General features: G+C 62.5%; 14 protein-coding genes. All 14 read right to left on the bottom strand.

All coding sequences use genetic code 11. The annotated features are described in order from the left end of the window. Window positions 1-43: 43 nt before the first annotated feature. The gene (gene tpx, locus J3P85_RS14160) at window positions 44-544 is read right to left on the bottom strand and encodes a thiol peroxidase (protein WP_018602018.1); all 501 of its coding nucleotides are present in this window, start codon (window positions 542-544) and stop codon (window positions 44-46) included. Window positions 545-669: 125 nt separating this feature from the next. Continuing rightward, a complete protein-coding gene (locus J3P85_RS14165) occupies window positions 670-1,341 on the bottom strand; it encodes a DUF3313 domain-containing protein (protein ID WP_186705747.1) in 672 nt (223 codons plus the stop codon). A gap of 86 nt (window positions 1,342-1,427) precedes the next feature. After that, on the bottom strand, window positions 1,428-1,925 hold the full coding sequence (locus tag J3P85_RS14170; RefSeq protein WP_434706265.1) for a GNAT family N-acetyltransferase: 498 nt from the start codon (window positions 1,923-1,925) through the stop codon (window positions 1,428-1,430). A gap of 278 nt (window positions 1,926-2,203) precedes the next feature. Beyond that, a complete protein-coding gene (locus tag J3P85_RS14175) occupies window positions 2,204-3,184 on the bottom strand; it encodes a LysR substrate-binding domain-containing protein (RefSeq protein ID WP_434706266.1) in 981 nt (326 codons plus the stop codon). A gap of 217 nt (window positions 3,185-3,401) precedes the next feature. Next, complete coding sequence (locus J3P85_RS14180; RefSeq protein WP_434706267.1) at window positions 3,402-4,346, bottom strand: peptidylprolyl isomerase; 945 nt, start codon at window positions 4,344-4,346, stop codon at window positions 3,402-3,404. Next, a complete protein-coding gene (locus J3P85_RS14185) occupies window positions 4,343-4,822 on the bottom strand; it encodes a YbjN domain-containing protein (RefSeq protein WP_434706268.1) in 480 nt (159 codons plus the stop codon). Before J3P85_RS14185 ends, J3P85_RS14180 begins: the two co-directional genes overlap by 4 nt. A 22-nt stretch (window positions 4,823-4,844) precedes the next feature. After that, window positions 4,845-5,492, bottom strand: coding sequence for a DNA repair protein (locus J3P85_RS14190; RefSeq protein WP_434706269.1), 648 nt, complete (start codon window positions 5,490-5,492; stop codon window positions 4,845-4,847). Between the two features lie 15 nt (window positions 5,493-5,507). Then, window positions 5,508-7,199 carry a putative porin gene (locus tag J3P85_RS14195; RefSeq protein ID WP_434706270.1) on the bottom strand — a complete coding sequence of 564 codons (1,692 nt, stop codon included), beginning with the start codon at window positions 7,197-7,199 and terminating at the stop codon, window positions 5,508-5,510. A 39-nt stretch (window positions 7,200-7,238) separates the two neighbouring features. Continuing rightward, the gene (locus J3P85_RS14200) at window positions 7,239-7,943 is read right to left on the bottom strand and encodes an energy transducer TonB family protein (protein ID WP_411384594.1); all 705 of its coding nucleotides are present in this window, start codon (window positions 7,941-7,943) and stop codon (window positions 7,239-7,241) included. 2 nt (window positions 7,944-7,945) lie between these two features. Continuing rightward, a complete protein-coding gene (locus tag J3P85_RS14205) occupies window positions 7,946-8,371 on the bottom strand; it encodes an ExbD/TolR family protein (protein WP_003201710.1) in 426 nt (141 codons plus the stop codon). A 10-nt stretch (window positions 8,372-8,381) separates the two neighbouring features. After that, complete coding sequence (locus tag J3P85_RS14210; protein WP_434706271.1) at window positions 8,382-10,181, bottom strand: DUF2341 domain-containing protein; 1,800 nt, start codon at window positions 10,179-10,181, stop codon at window positions 8,382-8,384. Window positions 10,182-10,198: 17 nt separating this feature from the next. After that, window positions 10,199-11,761 carry a ShlB/FhaC/HecB family hemolysin secretion/activation protein gene (locus tag J3P85_RS14215; RefSeq protein ID WP_434706371.1) on the bottom strand — a complete coding sequence of 521 codons (1,563 nt, stop codon included), beginning with the start codon at window positions 11,759-11,761 and terminating at the stop codon, window positions 10,199-10,201. Window positions 11,762-11,829: 68 nt separating this feature from the next. After that, window positions 11,830-12,432 carry a transposase gene (locus J3P85_RS14220; RefSeq protein ID WP_411384592.1) on the bottom strand — a complete coding sequence of 201 codons (603 nt, stop codon included), beginning with the start codon at window positions 12,430-12,432 and terminating at the stop codon, window positions 11,830-11,832. Window positions 12,433-12,975: 543 nt separating this feature from the next. Beyond that, window positions 12,976-13,923 carry an IS110 family transposase gene (locus J3P85_RS14225; protein WP_434706272.1) on the bottom strand — a complete coding sequence of 316 codons (948 nt, stop codon included), beginning with the start codon at window positions 13,921-13,923 and terminating at the stop codon, window positions 12,976-12,978. Window positions 13,924-15,281: the final 1,358 nt, after the last annotated feature.

Genomic DNA, 15,281 nt, shown 5'->3' on the forward strand with positions numbered 1-15,281 from the left:
CCAGGCCGTTAACAATTGTAATAAATACTTTATTTCAATCCACTTATTTCAGGACAGCCAGGGCCGCGTCGTAGTTCGGCTCTTCCGCGATTTCCTTGACCAGCTCGCTGTGCAGCACGGTGTCGTTTTCGTCCAACACCACCACGGCACGGGCGGTCAGGCCTTTCAGTGGGCCGTCGGCAATCGCTACGCCGTAGTCCTGGATGAATTCGGCACCGCGCAGGGTCGACAGGTTCTGGACGTTTTCCAGGCCTTCAGCGCCGCAGAAACGCGCCTGGGCAAATGGCAGGTCGGCGGAGATGCACAGCACCACGGTGTTGTTCAGCTCGTTGGCCTGGGCGTTGAACTTGCGCACGGAGGTGGCGCAGGTCGGCGTGTCGACGCTTGGGAAAATGTTCAGCACTTTGCGCTTGCCGGCGAAGTCCTTCAGGGAAACGTCCGACAGATTGCCGGCAACCAGGGAAAAGGCTGGCGCCTTGGAACCGGCTTGTGGCAACTGGCCGTTGACTTGGACCGGGTTGCCTTTGAGAGTGACTTGAGCCATGAACGGATTCCTTCTGACAGGTTTGAAAATGGTGAGGCCGGAGTTAACCACGAAATGCTTGCGCGACCTACGCCCGGACATAAAAAGACACGACGTCGACCTCACCTCCTGCACCACGACGGTGACTATTTGGCCTTGAGTTTCAGGAATGACTGATGCAGATCCGACGCCCAGCCATCGATGACCCCTTTGACGTCATCGGGCTTCATGACCTGGGACTCGTTGGACAGCGGCTTGCCGGTGCCTTTGCGCACGACTTGGGCTACCACCGCGTGAGTGCCACCGTCGAGGAAAACCGCTTCGGTGCCCAAGGTGGTTTCCTGGTCGCGAATACCGCTGGCGGTGCTGACAGCCGCCGCCACCAGCGCAATCGGGATCACCTCATAAGGTTTCAAGCCTTCGGTCTTGCTGCTGACAGCCGTGATCGCCGCACGCACCACGAGAACACCCGGCCCCGGAGCGGTCGCCAGGGGCAAGGATTTTTCCGCTTCCCGCTTGAGGGCCTGATCGTAGTACGCGGTGATACCCGACAGCGTGGCCTGGGGGATTTTCACGGTCGGCTGCGGCTTGGGGTAAAGCTGCGTCGGCTCGATGTAGAGATGGGTGTACTTGCCCGGATCAATCTTCGGATCGATCCAACGCATGACCACGGCCCCCGACGGCGACTTCTCTTCCTTGAGCCGGCTGTAATCGCCGAGGAAGCCAGAATACTCATCCGGCTGGGTCACTTTGCTCGAGCAACCCGCCAAGGCGAGCGAGGCGATGCAAACACAGCCGATCATGGACGAAAACTTCATGCTGTCACTCCTGTAAGCCACACGAGGCGGGGCCGGAACTACAGGTATAGCCAATGGGCGGTTTTTTGCCTGTTCCGGTGCGGTTTTCAGCGCAACCGTGCCATGGCCAGTGTGTCCACCCAGCGACCGTCACGCACGGCATAGTCGCGCAGCAGGCCTTCGGTTTCGAAGCCGAACTTGCGATAGAGCCCGATGGCCGCTTCGTTGTCGGCGTACACCGTCAGTTCGACCCGCCGCAGGTTCATCCAGTTGTCCGCGACATCCAGCGCGGCGGCCAGCAACATCGAACCCACGCCCTCGCCCTGCCAGGCGACGGCCACGCCCATGCCGAGGCTGCCGCAGTGAGCCCGACGCACCCGTGTGAACTGCTCCAGCCCCAGGTTGCCGATGACTTCACCTTCGTGCAGGGCCACCAGTTTCAACAGGCGCTCGTCATCCGTCGCCAGGCGCTTGCGCCAGACTTCGGCGGACTGGAAAGGCATTTGCAGAACCTGACGCGTTACCGCTGGGTCGTTGTAGAGCGCGGTGACGCCGGGGATATGAACTTCGGTGAAGCGTTCGAGGGTGATCGAAGAGTCAGACATGGGGCTCCTTCCTGGAGGCGCGACAAGGCCAAGCACTATAAGCCGCGCCAGTCTGCCGAGGGAACCTGTGGGCCAATTGCTGTGATGCCAGATTTGCCGGCCTCATCGCGAGCAGGCTCGCTCCCACCCTGGATCTTCAGCGAGGATAAATCTTGTGTCCGGTACACCACTCATTGTGGGAGCGAGCTTGCTCGCGATGAGGCCCTTTCAGCCAGCATTGATGTTGAATGAACAACCGCTAGCGCGAGCAGGCTCCCACAGGGTTACTGTGATGCCAGTCAGGCCTGGAACCAATCCCGGCGCTCAGCCAGTGTGTGTTGGATCAGCTCACGCAGCATCTGCACCTCTGGCGAGCCTTCGGCCTGGGCATTGACGGCCATCCACAAATGCCGCTGCATGGGCAGGCCGAACACGTCCGGCAACGCCACCAGGCCTCGGTCGAAGCGGCTCATGTACTGTGGCAAAAGGCCGATGCAGGCGCTGCAGCGAATCATTTCCAGCATCAGTTCGTAGGATTGCACCTGCACCACACCGGCCCGGCGCTGTTCTATCAGGGCGTTCCACGGTGCGAAACCGTCCACGTGCCGATCCGGCTGCCATTGCACCAGCATGTAGTCATTCAGGTCGTCCAGGCAGTCCGGGCGCGTGGCCGGTCGTGAATAGCGTTTGGCGATGTGCGGCAGATAATCCAACCGCGCCAGTCGATCCGCGGGCAATGTGGCGAAGCTCGGCCCCGGCGCCGACGCGTGGGCATCACTCAACCACAGCACCAGGTCGGCGCTGACGGCTTGCAGCGCCAACTCACTGTCCAGGGTGATGATCTGCAATCGCACGCTGGCGTTGCGCCGCAACAACGAAATCAGGTCACGCCCGAGGATGTCATGCAGAATCGACTCGGCCACGGCCAGGCGAATCAAGGGCTGATCGTTCAGGGGCGGCGAGTTTTCATGGGCCAGGCCGATCAATCGCGCCTGCAACTGCCGGCCTTCGCGACTGAGGGTCAAGGCGCTGCCCTGGAAGCTGAACAATGATCGTTGCAGCCGCCCCTCCAACTGCGCCAATTGCTTGCGCAGCCAGGTCGCCTTGACGTTGAGGCTGCGGGCCGCTTGCATGAAGCAGCCGCAGCGGGCGCTGACGAGGAAACACTGCACCACCTGCGGCTCGATATCGCCAGCCATGGCCAGCCAAGGGTCGGGGGCACGCAACGGTGTGCGGTATGGGCTGACAGCCTGGCGTCCTGCGGGCTCGATGAAGGTCATGGGTGACTCCCTGTCGGTGGTACGAATACATGAGGTTGCGCGGGGTCTTCAGCCAGGCAAGCACCCCTGTGGCGAGGGAGCTTGCTCCCGCTGGGTTGCGCAGCAGCCCCAAAAGACTGTCCCCGATTCTTGTTGAAAGATCGCGGTCATTTCGGTGGGACTGCTACGCAGCCCAGCGGGAGCAAGCTCCCTCGCCACGGGCTGGGTGTGGACTCCACTAGAGCCCCTCCTCCAATACCTTGCTCAACTGCGCGCCATCGATGCTCAACGTCGCCGTGTCGAGCATGCCGTCCAGGTACGCCTTGGCGATTTGTTCCTGGCGTTCGGCGCGCAGCGCCTGGGTCAGGCGTTCGCGGACTTCGTCCAGGGTCGCTTCCCGGGCCGGTTGCTGTTCGGTGAGCTTGATGACATGGAAGCCCGCCGGGCTCTGCACTGGGTCCGACACCGCGCCGACTTTCAAGCGCGCCACTGCCTCACGCACAGGGGGAACCAGTTGCTGCAACGGCTGATAACCACTGTCCCCGCCCCGTTCGGCACTGGTGCGGTCCTGGGAAAAACGACTGGCCAGTGCGCCGAACTCGGCCGGCGACGCCTGGGCCTTCTTGCTCAGCTCCAGCGCTTGCCGACGCACCGCCTCTACGGTCTGCGGTTCGGTGGCTGCCAGGAAAATCTGGCTGACGCGGTACAGCGCTGGCGCGGTCCAGTTGGCTTTCCCTGCGTCGTAGGCCTGCTTCAACTCCTCTTCACTGGGGTAGCCGGCCGGCACTTGGCTAACCGACTGCAAGTAGTCCCGAAACACGATCTGCTCAGCCGCCGCTCGGGTCTGACGCTCCACCTCGGGGCGCTGGCGCCAGCCCTGGGCATCGGCCTGTTCCAACACGGCTTTTTCCGCCAGGCGCGCACGGATCCAGCCTTCCAGCGCAGCCCGATTGCCACGCATTTGCTGGCGAACCTCGGGAGCCAGCGCAGCCAGCAAAGCCTTGAGTTCGTCGGGGCTGACCTGCTGGTTGCCCAAGCGGGCCAGACCCGGCGTGTCGGCCGAAACAACGCTGGCAGTCTGCACCGCGGCGACCGGATCGCTTCCCGGCCGCAGGCCCAGCACCAGCGCCACGGCGATCAGACCCAGCGCCGCGGCGCTGATGACGACGGTCGGCTTTTTCACGATGCGACGGCCTCCTCCAACGGCGCCTCGACGGGCTCGGCCGGGGTTTGCATCCCCGCCGCGTTCTGGCTGTATTCACGCAGGAAGACAATGAACTCCTGCAACAGGCGGTCCCACAGTTCCAAGTGGCTGCGCAGATGATCGGCGCTCACGCCCGCCGCGACGACCACGTCCATTTCCATCACCAGGAATTCGCCCTGCAGCGACAACCGGGCAAAGCGCCGCGACGCGTTCCACCGTTCAGCCAGACCGGCCGGCAATTCGCCCTGCACCCGCAAGGCACAGCTGAAGGTGAAGTCCAGGTATTCGCCCGCCGTCGCTGCCGGATTGCCGAATCGCACGGCAAAGCCGATGCCCTGGCTGGCGCTGAGCAACTGCACAATGCCGTTCTGCTCGGTTTCATTGACCCGATAACCGGCCGCCTGCAACAACTCGGTGAGGGATTTTGCGCCGACGAATTCAATCATTGCGGTCATGTTCGGTTCTTCCTTGTGCTGTTCAGTGAGTGATCGAGGCCTGGGGCGCATCGAAACGGTTCTTGTAGAGATCATCGCCAAACCCTTGGGCCAGCTCTTCGAAACGCACCCGGGCCTTGGCCGCGAACGGCTGGCGGATCTTCATGATGTCGGTCACATCGATGGTTTCGTAGGCATGCAGCAGCGTCTTGGCGACTTCGTACATCTGCTGATTCTTGACCGAACATTGCTGCACTTGTGTGTCACGCTCGGTCAATTGCCCTTCCAGGCGGGCGCGCTCGGCCTCTTTGCCACGGGCCAGGGCCAGCAGTTCTTCATAGGCTTTCTTGAACTTGCCGACTTGCTCATTGCTGGCCGCCACTTGGGCTTGGGCCTGGCTTTGCAGGTTTTGCTGGTGCCCGGCCAGTTGTTCGCTGAGGGCCTGGGCCTTGCTCAGTTGCGCAGTCAATTGCTTGATCTGCGCCTGGGCGTCCTTGGCCTGATTCTCTGCTGCCTGGCGGGCAGCGCTGGCCTGGGCCTGCTCGCTCTGCAGGGCTTGCAACTGCGCGGTAGTGCTGCGCAATTGTGCCCGCAAGCGCTCTTCCAGGCCTTCGCCGTGAGCCATGCCGCTGAGCACCAGGCCCAGCATCAGCAACGCGGCCGGGCATTGATAATTGGCTCGCCTTTTCATGAGGCCTCCCAGCGCTTAGAAGCGCGTGTTGATTTCAAGCTGCAAGACATCGATGTCGTACGGCGCGCCGTACACCGCTTCGGAACTCAACCAGCGGCCGGTGGCAAAGACGTTGCTCGCCAGGCCATAGTTGCCGCCCAGGAAATACCCCTTGGCATTGGTGCCCCCCAGATGGAATGACGAATCGTTGAAGCCGTCCGGCAAGGCGTCCGGCTGGATGTACTTGTAGCCGGCGAACAGGTTCCAGTCGCCCTCGCGCTTGAGTTCCAGGGAGTTGCCAAGGGTGAACTGGAGCATCCAGGCGTTGGCGCCGCTTTCCACCTCGCCGTTTTCGTCCAGGTTGTTGGCGAACTGCCCTTCGGAGCGCTTGCGCATTTCACCTTCGTCGTAGCCGAGGTTGTGGACGTAGTGGGCCTGGCTGCGCAGCTTGAGATCTTCAGGCAGATCGGTGTCCCAGGCGACGTTCAGGTCCAGCAGGTTGAACTCCGAGGCCAGGCCGACGTATTGCGGCTGCGGCGTGGCGGACGGGTTGAGCGGATTGGGCGTGATGTCGCGTAGCAGGAACACGGTGTTGCCCTTCTGCATGAACGCCACCCGCGAACCGTCGCTGTCGCAGCCTGGATCACCGGCCCAGGGCTCGCACGGCGAGGAACGCTGGCCTTCGATGTCGTCGAAGCGGTAATAGGCCATGGCCCCCTTGATCCGGTTGCTGTCGTTGATGGCCCAGTTGGCCCCCAGTTGCGCACCGTACAGCCACTTGTTGTCGCTCTCTTCCTTGTCGCTGCCATTGCTGGTGCTGGTGTCGTTGGTGTACTCCACCGGGAACGCCCCGACAGTACCGAACACGCTCCAATCCTGATTGAGCTTGTGGTTGAAATTCGCCGCCACGCCATCGAAGTTCAGGTCACCGGAATACAACAGGTCGGTGGAGAAAAACGGGTTGGCGAAACGCCCGCCGGTCAGGGTCAATTCGTCCGACGGTTTCCAGTTCAGGTAGCCCTGGTCGAGCCAGATGTCTTTCTTGCCAAAGCCGCCGCCCAGGGTCTGGGTGGTGGACACCGGGTTGTTGTCCGAGCCGGTGCCGATGCGGATGCCCGCCGTCCATTGCGGGGCAATCACAGCCTTCATGCCCAGGCGGGCGCGCAGGCGGAACAGGTTTTCCCGGTCTTCGCGGGTGTTGAGCAACGGCGGCAGGCTGGAGCTGCTGTTGGGATTGACATCGTAAGGGCCTCTGTCATTGAGTCGGGCAAAGTCGACGATCTCGTTGCTGTTGGTGCCCGAGTAATAGCGCGACTCATCCCGCAGGCGAATGTCGCCATCGAAACTGATGCGCGAGACCCAATCCGGGAAGGTGTTGGGCTGGGCCCAGTTTTCCTGCTTCGCGGTGGCCATGACTTCGGCCTTGACCTGGTCGCGGATCTGCTCGCGGACGATGTTCGGCACGTATTGCACCCGCACATCCCCCGGCGCACCGGCCGGGGTTGCGACAACTGCCGTAGCCGCCTGGCGGGCCTGCACGGCTTCCCGTTCGGCCTGGGCGATCAGGCCATCGGCCTGCTCCTGCTTCAACACGCCCTGCTGCACCAGCAGGCGGATCAGATTGATCGTGGCGTTTTCCGACGGCGCCGGGGCGGCCGCCGCGTGTCCGGCCAGGCTCAAGACCACCAGGCCGATCGCCCACGACAATCGATTCACATTGGAAATCATCTGCACACAACTCCTGTTGGCAAACTGTCAAATAGTCGGTTAACCCGGCCGCCGTCCCTGCAAGGACAGGCGCACGGGCAAGGTCAGGGAGGCCGGTGGCCGCTCGGTCAAATGGGGCGCGGTACGCAGGGCGGAAATCACTTGCTCGTCCACCTGCGGGTTGCCGCTGGACTTGACCAGCTCGACCCGGGTGATTTCGCCCACGGCACTGAGCCAGACATCGGCCTGCAGCGAGAACGCCAGGCTGCGCAAGTCGGGGTTTTCCCGCAGCAAGCGCTGGAAGGTGAACGCCAGGAACTGGCTGTAGGTGCCATTGCCCAGACGGCCGCCCCCTGCCCCGGCCATGCCACCGCCCTTGCCGGCGCCAATGTTGAAAGCGTCGTTGCCCGACTGGGCGTCGCCGTCCATCTGCATCGGGTTCGCCAGGTCATCGACCGGCGACGGCGGCGCTTCTTCTTCGGGCTTGACCTCTTCGGGTTCCGGGGTCGGTTCGGGCTCGACCACCTTCTCCTCGACTTGGGGCTCCGGTTCCTTGGGCTTTTCCGGCGGCGGCGGTGGCGGCGGTGGCAGCGGGATGATGGTCGGCACCTTCGGCGCTTCGCGGCGCACGCCACTCATGTCGTTGGCCCACTGCCACAGCAACCAGGCCGCCACAGCGCCCAACAGGAGGCCGGCGGCCCACTTGAGCAGGCGCAACGGCGCGGTCTTCACCGGGGGCGGATCGATGGGAAGTCTGGCGGTCATGATCAGCCCTGGCTCGGTTTGCCGGTCACGAGACCGACCTGGGACAGTTCCAGGCGCCGTAACAGGTCCAGCACTTCAATGACTTTCTGGTACTGCACCGTCGCGTCGCCGCGCACGATCACCGGGAAGTCCGGGCTCTGGGCCTTTTCGATGCGCAGGCGCTCTTCCAGCTCGGCCAGGGTCACCGGATAGGCATCGAGGAACACCTGGCCGCCATCGTTCACCGAAATCGCCTTGGTCTTGGCTTCGGACAACGACACCGAGGCGCTGGCCTTGGGCAGGTTGATCTGGATACCCGACACCTGGGCCGTGGCCGTGAGGATGAACATCACCAGCACCACCATGAGCACATCCACCAGCGGCGTGATGTTGATGCTGTCGACGGCCGCATCATCGTCGTCATCGTGTGAAGCGTTTACGCTAGCCATGGCGATTCCCTCAGGCCGGTACGGACGATTGGACGTGATGGCCGCGGCGATGCGCCGCTTCACCGGACTGGCCTTCGCCGTGCATCTCCGCCAGGCGGGTGATGAACTCGTCGACGAAGACCCGCATGTCGGCGCTGACTTCCTTGTTGCGGGTGATCAGGCGGTTGTAGCCAAACAGCGCCGGGATCGCGACGAACAGGCCCATGGCGGTGGCGAGCAAGGCCGCAGCCATGCCCGGGGCGATGGCGTTGATGTTCACGTCACCGGCCATGGCCGTGCCGAGGAACACCACCATGATCCCCAGCACGGTGCCGAGCAGGCCAATGTACGGACCGCCGGCGATGGCGTTGGACAGGGTCGAGAGCTTCGAACTCAGCGCCTGGTTCTCCCGGGTGCGCACGCCGTCCATGGAGCAGCGGATCGCTTCGATGGTGGCCGCCGACACTGACGAGGTGTCAGCGCCCTGCTCGCGGCGGGTGCGGATTTCCTTGACCGCCACCAGGTACAAGCGCCACAGCGACGAGTGTTGCAGGCGCTGGGCGAGGTCCTGGTCGTCGGCGAACATCTCCAGGCGCGTACCGATCCTGGCGAATTGCTCGCGGAAGGCTTCGTTGGCGGCGCTGAGGCGGCTGACCATGCGATTCTTGCGGATCATGATGATCCACGACTGGAACATCATCAGCACCAGTACGCCGATGATCACCCACGCATCCAGCGGCACGGCGTTGAGCAGGAAACCCAGGCTGCCGAAACCGAAGCCGGACTGTTCCTCATCGACGCCGTAGGCCACCAGTTTCGATTCGGCGCCCTGGGCATTGGCGTCAGCCAACAGCAGCGGTGCCGGACGGGCGACCTTGGACAGCCGCGCTTCGTCCATGGCACCGCTGAAAGGCGCGAAGGTGCCGGCGGAAACGTCAGCGCCCAAGGCCGCCGACGAATTCAATGCCGGCATCGCCACGGCGAGGCTCGCGGTTTCACGCCCATTGACGTACAGCACGACGCGGTCGCCCGAGGCGGTCAATGCCAAGTGCTGCCACTGGCCGGGGTTCAGTGGTTGGGTCGAGACCGCGCGCTGGTCGTTGATCGCTACGAACGGTACGCCCTGGTTGACACCCACCAACAGGCTGGTCGCCGCTTCGCGACGGGCCAGAATGATTTGCTCACCACTGGCCTGGTCCTGGCGCAGCCAGGTGCTGAAGGTGAATGCCGCACCGGCGCTGTGTTGCAACGATGGGCTGGCGGGCAACAGCAACGGCTGGCCGTTGAACTGCAAGGCACGCCCGATCACCCCGTCGATGCTGACGCCAGCCGCGCCCTGGGCGTTGTTGCCGTAGGCCGTGGTATCCCGGGGCGGTACGCCAGTGGCGCCGTCGAAGTGGTACAGCGCGGTGTAGTCCGGGTCGAAGGTCAACTGGCCGCTGCCCGTGGCCGGCGCCTTCTGGTTGCCGTAGTACATCCACAGGTCCTGGCGTTGACCACCCTCCACATTCGGCACGTCGACCCAGATCAGTGCCATGCCCATCAGCGGGTCGAAGCTTTCGATCTGGTGATTGAGCACGGTCTTGTCATCGGCGCTGACGAAACGCAGGTCCGAACCGTCGTCCTTGACGCCGTCGAAGGTGAAGTTGCCGGTGTGCAGGCGCACCAGCAGCGCCGTGCGGCCCAAGGCCTGGGCGATGGCGGCACCCTGGGGCGTGGTGTCCACGGAAATCTGTTTGCGATAGTGCCAATCGTCCTGCCACCAGGCATTGGCGGTCGCCGGAAGCACCAGCCCCAGGCAGATCAACAGGGATAACAATAAGCGTTGCATGGACATGACTCCTGGGTTCAAAACGTCGCTTGCAGGTTGAAGTGCAGGCGCGATTCCTGTTTCGAGGTGTTCGGCCCGTCGAGCAGCGGATAGCCCCAGTCGAGGCTGCCGGACAGCCATTTGCTCAGGCTCGCGCGGGTGCCGAGGCCGACGCTGGCGAGGCTGTAGTCGGCTTCCTGGTCGGGCAGCTCGTCGCGTAGGTACAGCTGCGCGCCTTCGGCGAAGGCATAGAAGCGCCACTCCTGGACATAACTGCCGAGGAACTTGGCCAGGGACGGCGTGCGCAGCTCCTGGGACAGCAGGTAGCCGTCATCGCCGGTGCGCTCGGCGGCCAGGTAGCCGCGCACCGAGGTGGCGCCACCGGCGGAAAATTGTTCGTTGGAAACCAACGGCCCGGAGGCCAGTTGGAAGGCGGCCTTGGAGGCGGTCTGCCAGTCGTTGCCGAAGGTGAAGGTGTAGTTGCCGTCGCCCTTGAGCACGGCGAAGCTGGGGCTGGCGCGATAGCGCTTATAGTCGAACTCTTCGTCGGAACTGCCATAGCCCAGCAGGCTGCGGGTACCCGCCACCAGGCTCAGGCCGAGGCCCAACTGGCTGTGTTCGGTGTAGCGAAAGCCGTTGTAGGCGAAGGTGAACGGCGCGTACTTGAGCGGCGCCTTGTCGCTGGCGCCGCCGAGGTTGAGTTCCTCCTCGAAGTCCTTGAAATCCACCCCGACTGAAAAGCTGTTGGCCCACGCCCCCGTGGATGGCAGGCTGTAGATCGCCGACACCCCATAGGAATGGCCTTTGCCCAATACGTTGCTGCCGCCGACGGTGGCCACGTTGCTGTCGGATTGGTAACCGGAGAATTGCACACTCCAGCGTTCGCTCAGCGGCGCGGTGTAGGAACCCGACCAGACCTTGGCGTTTTCGGTGTCCTGGGGCGCGGTGAAGAACGTCAGGGAAACGCTGTGGCCCAGTTGCCAGAGGTTGTTGTAGCCCAGGCTCGCGACGGTGCGCAGCTTTTCGGTGTCGGCGCTGTAGTCGTTGTTCAGGCCCAGGCTGGCTTGCCAGGGGTCTTGGTCTTCGACCTGCAAATCCACGTCCATGGTGCCGGGGCGCTGGCCTTCGCGCACCAACGGCATGACCTGGCGTCCCGGGGTTTTGTTCAACTGCGCCAGCTCTGCCTGGACCTGGGCGAAGTCGGGTACCTCGCCTTCCTTGAGTGCCGGCACGTCCTCGCGGATTTCCACGGGAGAATAGTGCTTGGCTCCCACCACACGGACCCGGCCGACCTTGGTCTCGCTGACTTGCAGGTAAACGATGCCGTCTTCGACTTTCTGCTCCGGCAACTCGACGAAGACCGATTGATAACCATGTGCCTGATAGGCTTTCTGCAGGGCTTCCCGGGCGCCCTCGATGTCGCTCAAGGCCTTTTGCGGGCCGAGGAACGGGTACACCGCTTCCTCGATGGCCCGGGCATCGAGCACCGTGTTGCCGCGCACGAAATACTCGTTCACGTCCACCAGGCGCGCCGGCGCCGCTTCGGCCTCCTGCCCTCCTTCGGCGGCGATTGCCGACGGTCCCCCGACCGCCAACAGCAGCCAGCCCCACAGCGCTGGCCGCGACTTGAAGAAATGCTCCACACCACCCCCTGAATTCAAAGTACGGCTCAATTGCTTGCGGTCGATGTCGTGGCGTGCCGGGCTAGCCAGGTGTGCAGCAGCGCGAAGTTCAAGGAGAACTCCGGCATTTGCAGCAAGGCGCCACAGAACACTTCACCGATGATTTTCTGGATGAGCCGCACCGCCTGCGCATCGCCCAGCAGCGTGGCAAGGTCTTTGCTCAGGACGTTGAAGCTCCAGACCTTCTGGTTCAGGTCCAGGCCGACGAACCAGCGGAACAGCAGGTTGTAATTGAGTTGTTCGTAGAGTTGCTGCTCGCTGGGCACCGAATAGAGCAGTTGCAGCAGGAGGATGTGCATGGCGGTTTGCGGTGCGATCAGCATCTGGGCGCGGGCATTGAGGCCCTGCAGCACATCGCGATGGTCGTCCAGCAGGTCGTCGATCTGCGGACGCAGCAAGACCAGTGAATGGCCTTGCGGAATGTAGCTGGACACTTCCTTGAGCGCGCCCTGCCAGTCATCCTGGGAAACGATCCAGACCCACGGCGCGCCGTAGCGATACACCGAGACCGGCTGCTTGCGCGCCGCCTCGACGATCTTCGACAGCCGCTGGTCAAGCTCCTGCATGCCCACTTTCGAATAACGTTCCATAGTCCCCATCGCCTCACTCCCGGCTTCGCGCCCCGGCTCCAAACGACCTGAAAGGTCCCCTCGAACACGTCACACAGGCATGACGGGAATGGCGATGTGCTACCGAACTTTTGTCATGAAAGCTTCATTTGAGAGGGTTTGGAGTGAGTGAGCTTTTTGTGGAAGCGAGCTTGCTCGCGATGGCGGTGGGTCAGTTGGCGGTGATGTTGGCTGGGCAACCGTCATCGCGAGCAAGCTCGGCTCCCACAGGGGACTCGGGTGTTTCCAGACCTGATGCCGGGCACTCAACCCCGTGGCGAGGGAGCTTGCTCCCGCTGGGGCGCGAAGCGGCCCCAATAAGCTGCATGCGATCTGCCTGACGCCACGCGGTGCTTGGTTTTGGGGCTGCTGCGCAGCCCAGCGGGAGCAAGCTCCCTCGCCACAAAGGCTGTTTGGTTGGGGCTACAAAACCCTATGGCTCTCCCACTGGGTTCTCAAGTGGCCACAAGGTTTGTGTCCACCGCCAATTCCAGTGTGGGAGATTCTATGGTGCAGGGCTACCCCTTAAATGCCTTTCGGTAAGTATTCGCTCTGGTTCTTCAGCAGGGCGAATACCACTCGGGCAAGCTTGCGGGCCAGTGCCACCAATGCTTCGGTTGTGCTGAGACCCCGGGCCCTCAGTGCCTCATAAAAACCCTTCCATGCCGCTGTGCGCCTCGCCGACATCGCGGCGTTGTGCATCAATCGGCGAGCCTCCGGGTCACCTCGCTTAGACAGGCAGCGGCGTCCCTTCTTTTTACCTGAATCCGATATACGCAGGTCTAGGCCCAGAAAAGCGATGAAGGCATCGGCATTTCTGAAATCCCCACGCTGAAACGACGTGAGTAAACGGGCACCGCTCAACAGGCCAATGCCTTCAACTTTCATGCAACGCTTGAGCTGAGCGCCCAAGCCAGCTACTTCCAACTGCGTCTGGATTGTTTTCTCGGGCAAGATTTCCAATCGTTGCATGGCCTTTATCTGGTTCTCAAAGGCCGTTTTGAGCAACGGTTCGTTCGACCAACTTTGCTTGAGGCTGACACGCGCCTGAACCAAGGCTGCCCGGCGCCGGAAAAGGCTTATAAGCCGGCAATACAGGGGCGATGGCGGGGTCCACGGGTGCAACTGGTGACCTTCGTTGTTCAAGTAGCGAGCCAACAACCGAGCATCCAGCGCATCGGTTTTAGCGCGAACTTTCACACCTTTGCGGTAATGGCTGAGTTCGTAGCCGCCGATCATGTAGATCACACAGCCTTGCGCATAAGCCAGGTCGGCGAATTCCTGGTGATAGATATTGGTGGCTTCGATGGCGACATCCACTGGCGCGGGCAATTCCTTGAGCCACTTCTTGATCGCTGTTTTGGTGTTGGGGATCGCTTCCAGTCGATCTGTTTCTGCGTGATAAATCACCAACTCATCTTTGGCGACATCGACACCCACGATCGGCTTTGCGACAGAAACCGGCATTGCCATTGAAAATCCTCCGGGCTAAGGTTTGAACACTTGAAGGGTTCACCCAGAGGCGCAGGCTTGTTCCTATCGTCGGTCTAGGCCAGATGCATTCTTTATCGGCGCTTGGGTGAAAGGAGGAGGGGTGAAATCTCCCACGGTCTGTACTGCGGCTAACAGTCAGAATCGAGCTTTGTCTCTCCTCCTCCCTTCAAGTCCTACCATACAAGCGAGCTTGCTCGCGAAAGCGGTGGGTCCGTTGGCGGTGATGTCGGCTGGGCAACCGTCATCGCGAGCAAGCTCGGCTCCCACAGGGACTCGGGTGTTTCCAGACCTGATGCCGAGCACTCAACCCCGTGGCGAGGGAGCTTGCTCCCGCTGGGGCGCGAAGCGGCCCCAATAATCTGCATGCGATCTGCCTGACACCACGCGGTGCTTGGTTTTGGGGCTGCTGCGCAGCCCAGCGGGAGCAAGCTCCCTCGCCACAAAGGCAATTTGGTTGAGGCTACAAAACCCTATGGTCCTCCCACTGGGTTCTCGAGTGGCCACAAGGTTTGTGTCCACCGCCAATTCCAGTGTGGAAGCGAGCTTGCTCGCGAAAGCGGTGGGTCCGTTGGCGGTGATGTCGGCTGGGCAACCGTCATCGCGAGCAAGCTCGGCTCCCACAGGGGACTCGGGTGTTTCCAGACCTGATGCCAGGTACTCAACCCCGTGGCGAGGGAGCTTGCTCCCGCTGGGGCGCGAAGCGGCCCCAATAAACTGCATGCGATCTGCCTGGCGCCTCGCGGTGCTTGGTTTTGGGGCTGCTGCGCAGCCCAGCGGGAGCAAGCTCCCTCGCCACAAAGGCAGTTTCGTTCAGGCTACAAAATCCTATGGCCCTCCCACTGGGCTCTCGAGTGACCACAAGGTTTGTGTCCACCGCCAATTCCAGTGTGGGAGCGAGCCTGCTCGCGAAAGCGGTGGGTCCGTTGGCGGTGATGTCGGCTGGGCAACCGTCATCGCGAGCAAGCTCGGCTCCCACAGGGGACTCGGGTGTTTCCAGACCTGATGCCAGGTACTCAACCCCGTGGCGAGGGAGCTTGCTCCCGCTGGGGCGCGAAGCGGCCCCAATAAACTGCATGCGATCTGCCTGACGCCACGCGGTGCTTGGTTTTGGGGCTGCTGCGCAGCCCAGCGGGAGCAAGCTCCCTCGCCACAAAGGCAGTTTCGTTCAGGCTACAAAATCCTATGGCCCTCCCACTGGGCTCTCGAGTGACCACAAGGTTTGTGTCCACCGCCAATTCCAGTGTGGGAGCGAGCCTGCTCGCGAAAGCGGTGGGTCCGTTGGCGGTGATGTCGGCTGGGCAACCGTCATCGCGAGCAAGCTCGGCTCCCACAGGGGA

Source organism: Pseudomonas sp. Z1-12 (genome assembly GCF_051132015.1).
Lineage (GTDB): Bacteria > Pseudomonadota > Gammaproteobacteria > Pseudomonadales > Pseudomonadaceae > Aquipseudomonas > Aquipseudomonas zanjanensis.

Coding starts and splice junctions, on each gene's coding strand:
- tpx (WP_018602018.1), bottom strand. CDS start 544: ATGGCTCAAGTCACTCTCAAAGGCAACCCGGTCCAAGTCAACGGCCAG.
- J3P85_RS14165 (WP_186705747.1), bottom strand. CDS start 1,341: ATGAAGTTTTCGTCCATGATCGGCTGTGTTTGCATCGCCTCGCTCGCC.
- J3P85_RS14170 (WP_434706265.1), bottom strand. CDS start 1,925: ATGTCTGACTCTTCGATCACCCTCGAACGCTTCACCGAAGTTCATATC.
- J3P85_RS14175 (WP_434706266.1), bottom strand. CDS start 3,184: ATGACCTTCATCGAGCCCGCAGGACGCCAGGCTGTCAGCCCATACCGC.
- J3P85_RS14185 (WP_434706268.1), bottom strand. CDS start 4,822: ATGACCGCAATGATTGAATTCGTCGGCGCAAAATCCCTCACCGAGTTG.
- J3P85_RS14190 (WP_434706269.1), bottom strand. CDS start 5,492: ATGAAAAGGCGAGCCAATTATCAATGCCCGGCCGCGTTGCTGATGCTG.
- J3P85_RS14195 (WP_434706270.1), bottom strand. CDS start 7,199: ATGATTTCCAATGTGAATCGATTGTCGTGGGCGATCGGCCTGGTGGTC.
- J3P85_RS14200 (WP_411384594.1), bottom strand. CDS start 7,943: ATGACCGCCAGACTTCCCATCGATCCGCCCCCGGTGAAGACCGCGCCG.
- J3P85_RS14205 (WP_003201710.1), bottom strand. CDS start 8,371: ATGGCTAGCGTAAACGCTTCACACGATGACGACGATGATGCGGCCGTC.
- J3P85_RS14210 (WP_434706271.1), bottom strand. CDS start 10,181: ATGCAACGCTTATTGTTATCCCTGTTGATCTGCCTGGGGCTGGTGCTT.
- J3P85_RS14220 (WP_411384592.1), bottom strand. CDS start 12,432: ATGGAACGTTATTCGAAAGTGGGCATGCAGGAGCTTGACCAGCGGCTG.
- J3P85_RS14225 (WP_434706272.1), bottom strand. CDS start 13,923: ATGGCAATGCCGGTTTCTGTCGCAAAGCCGATCGTGGGTGTCGATGTC.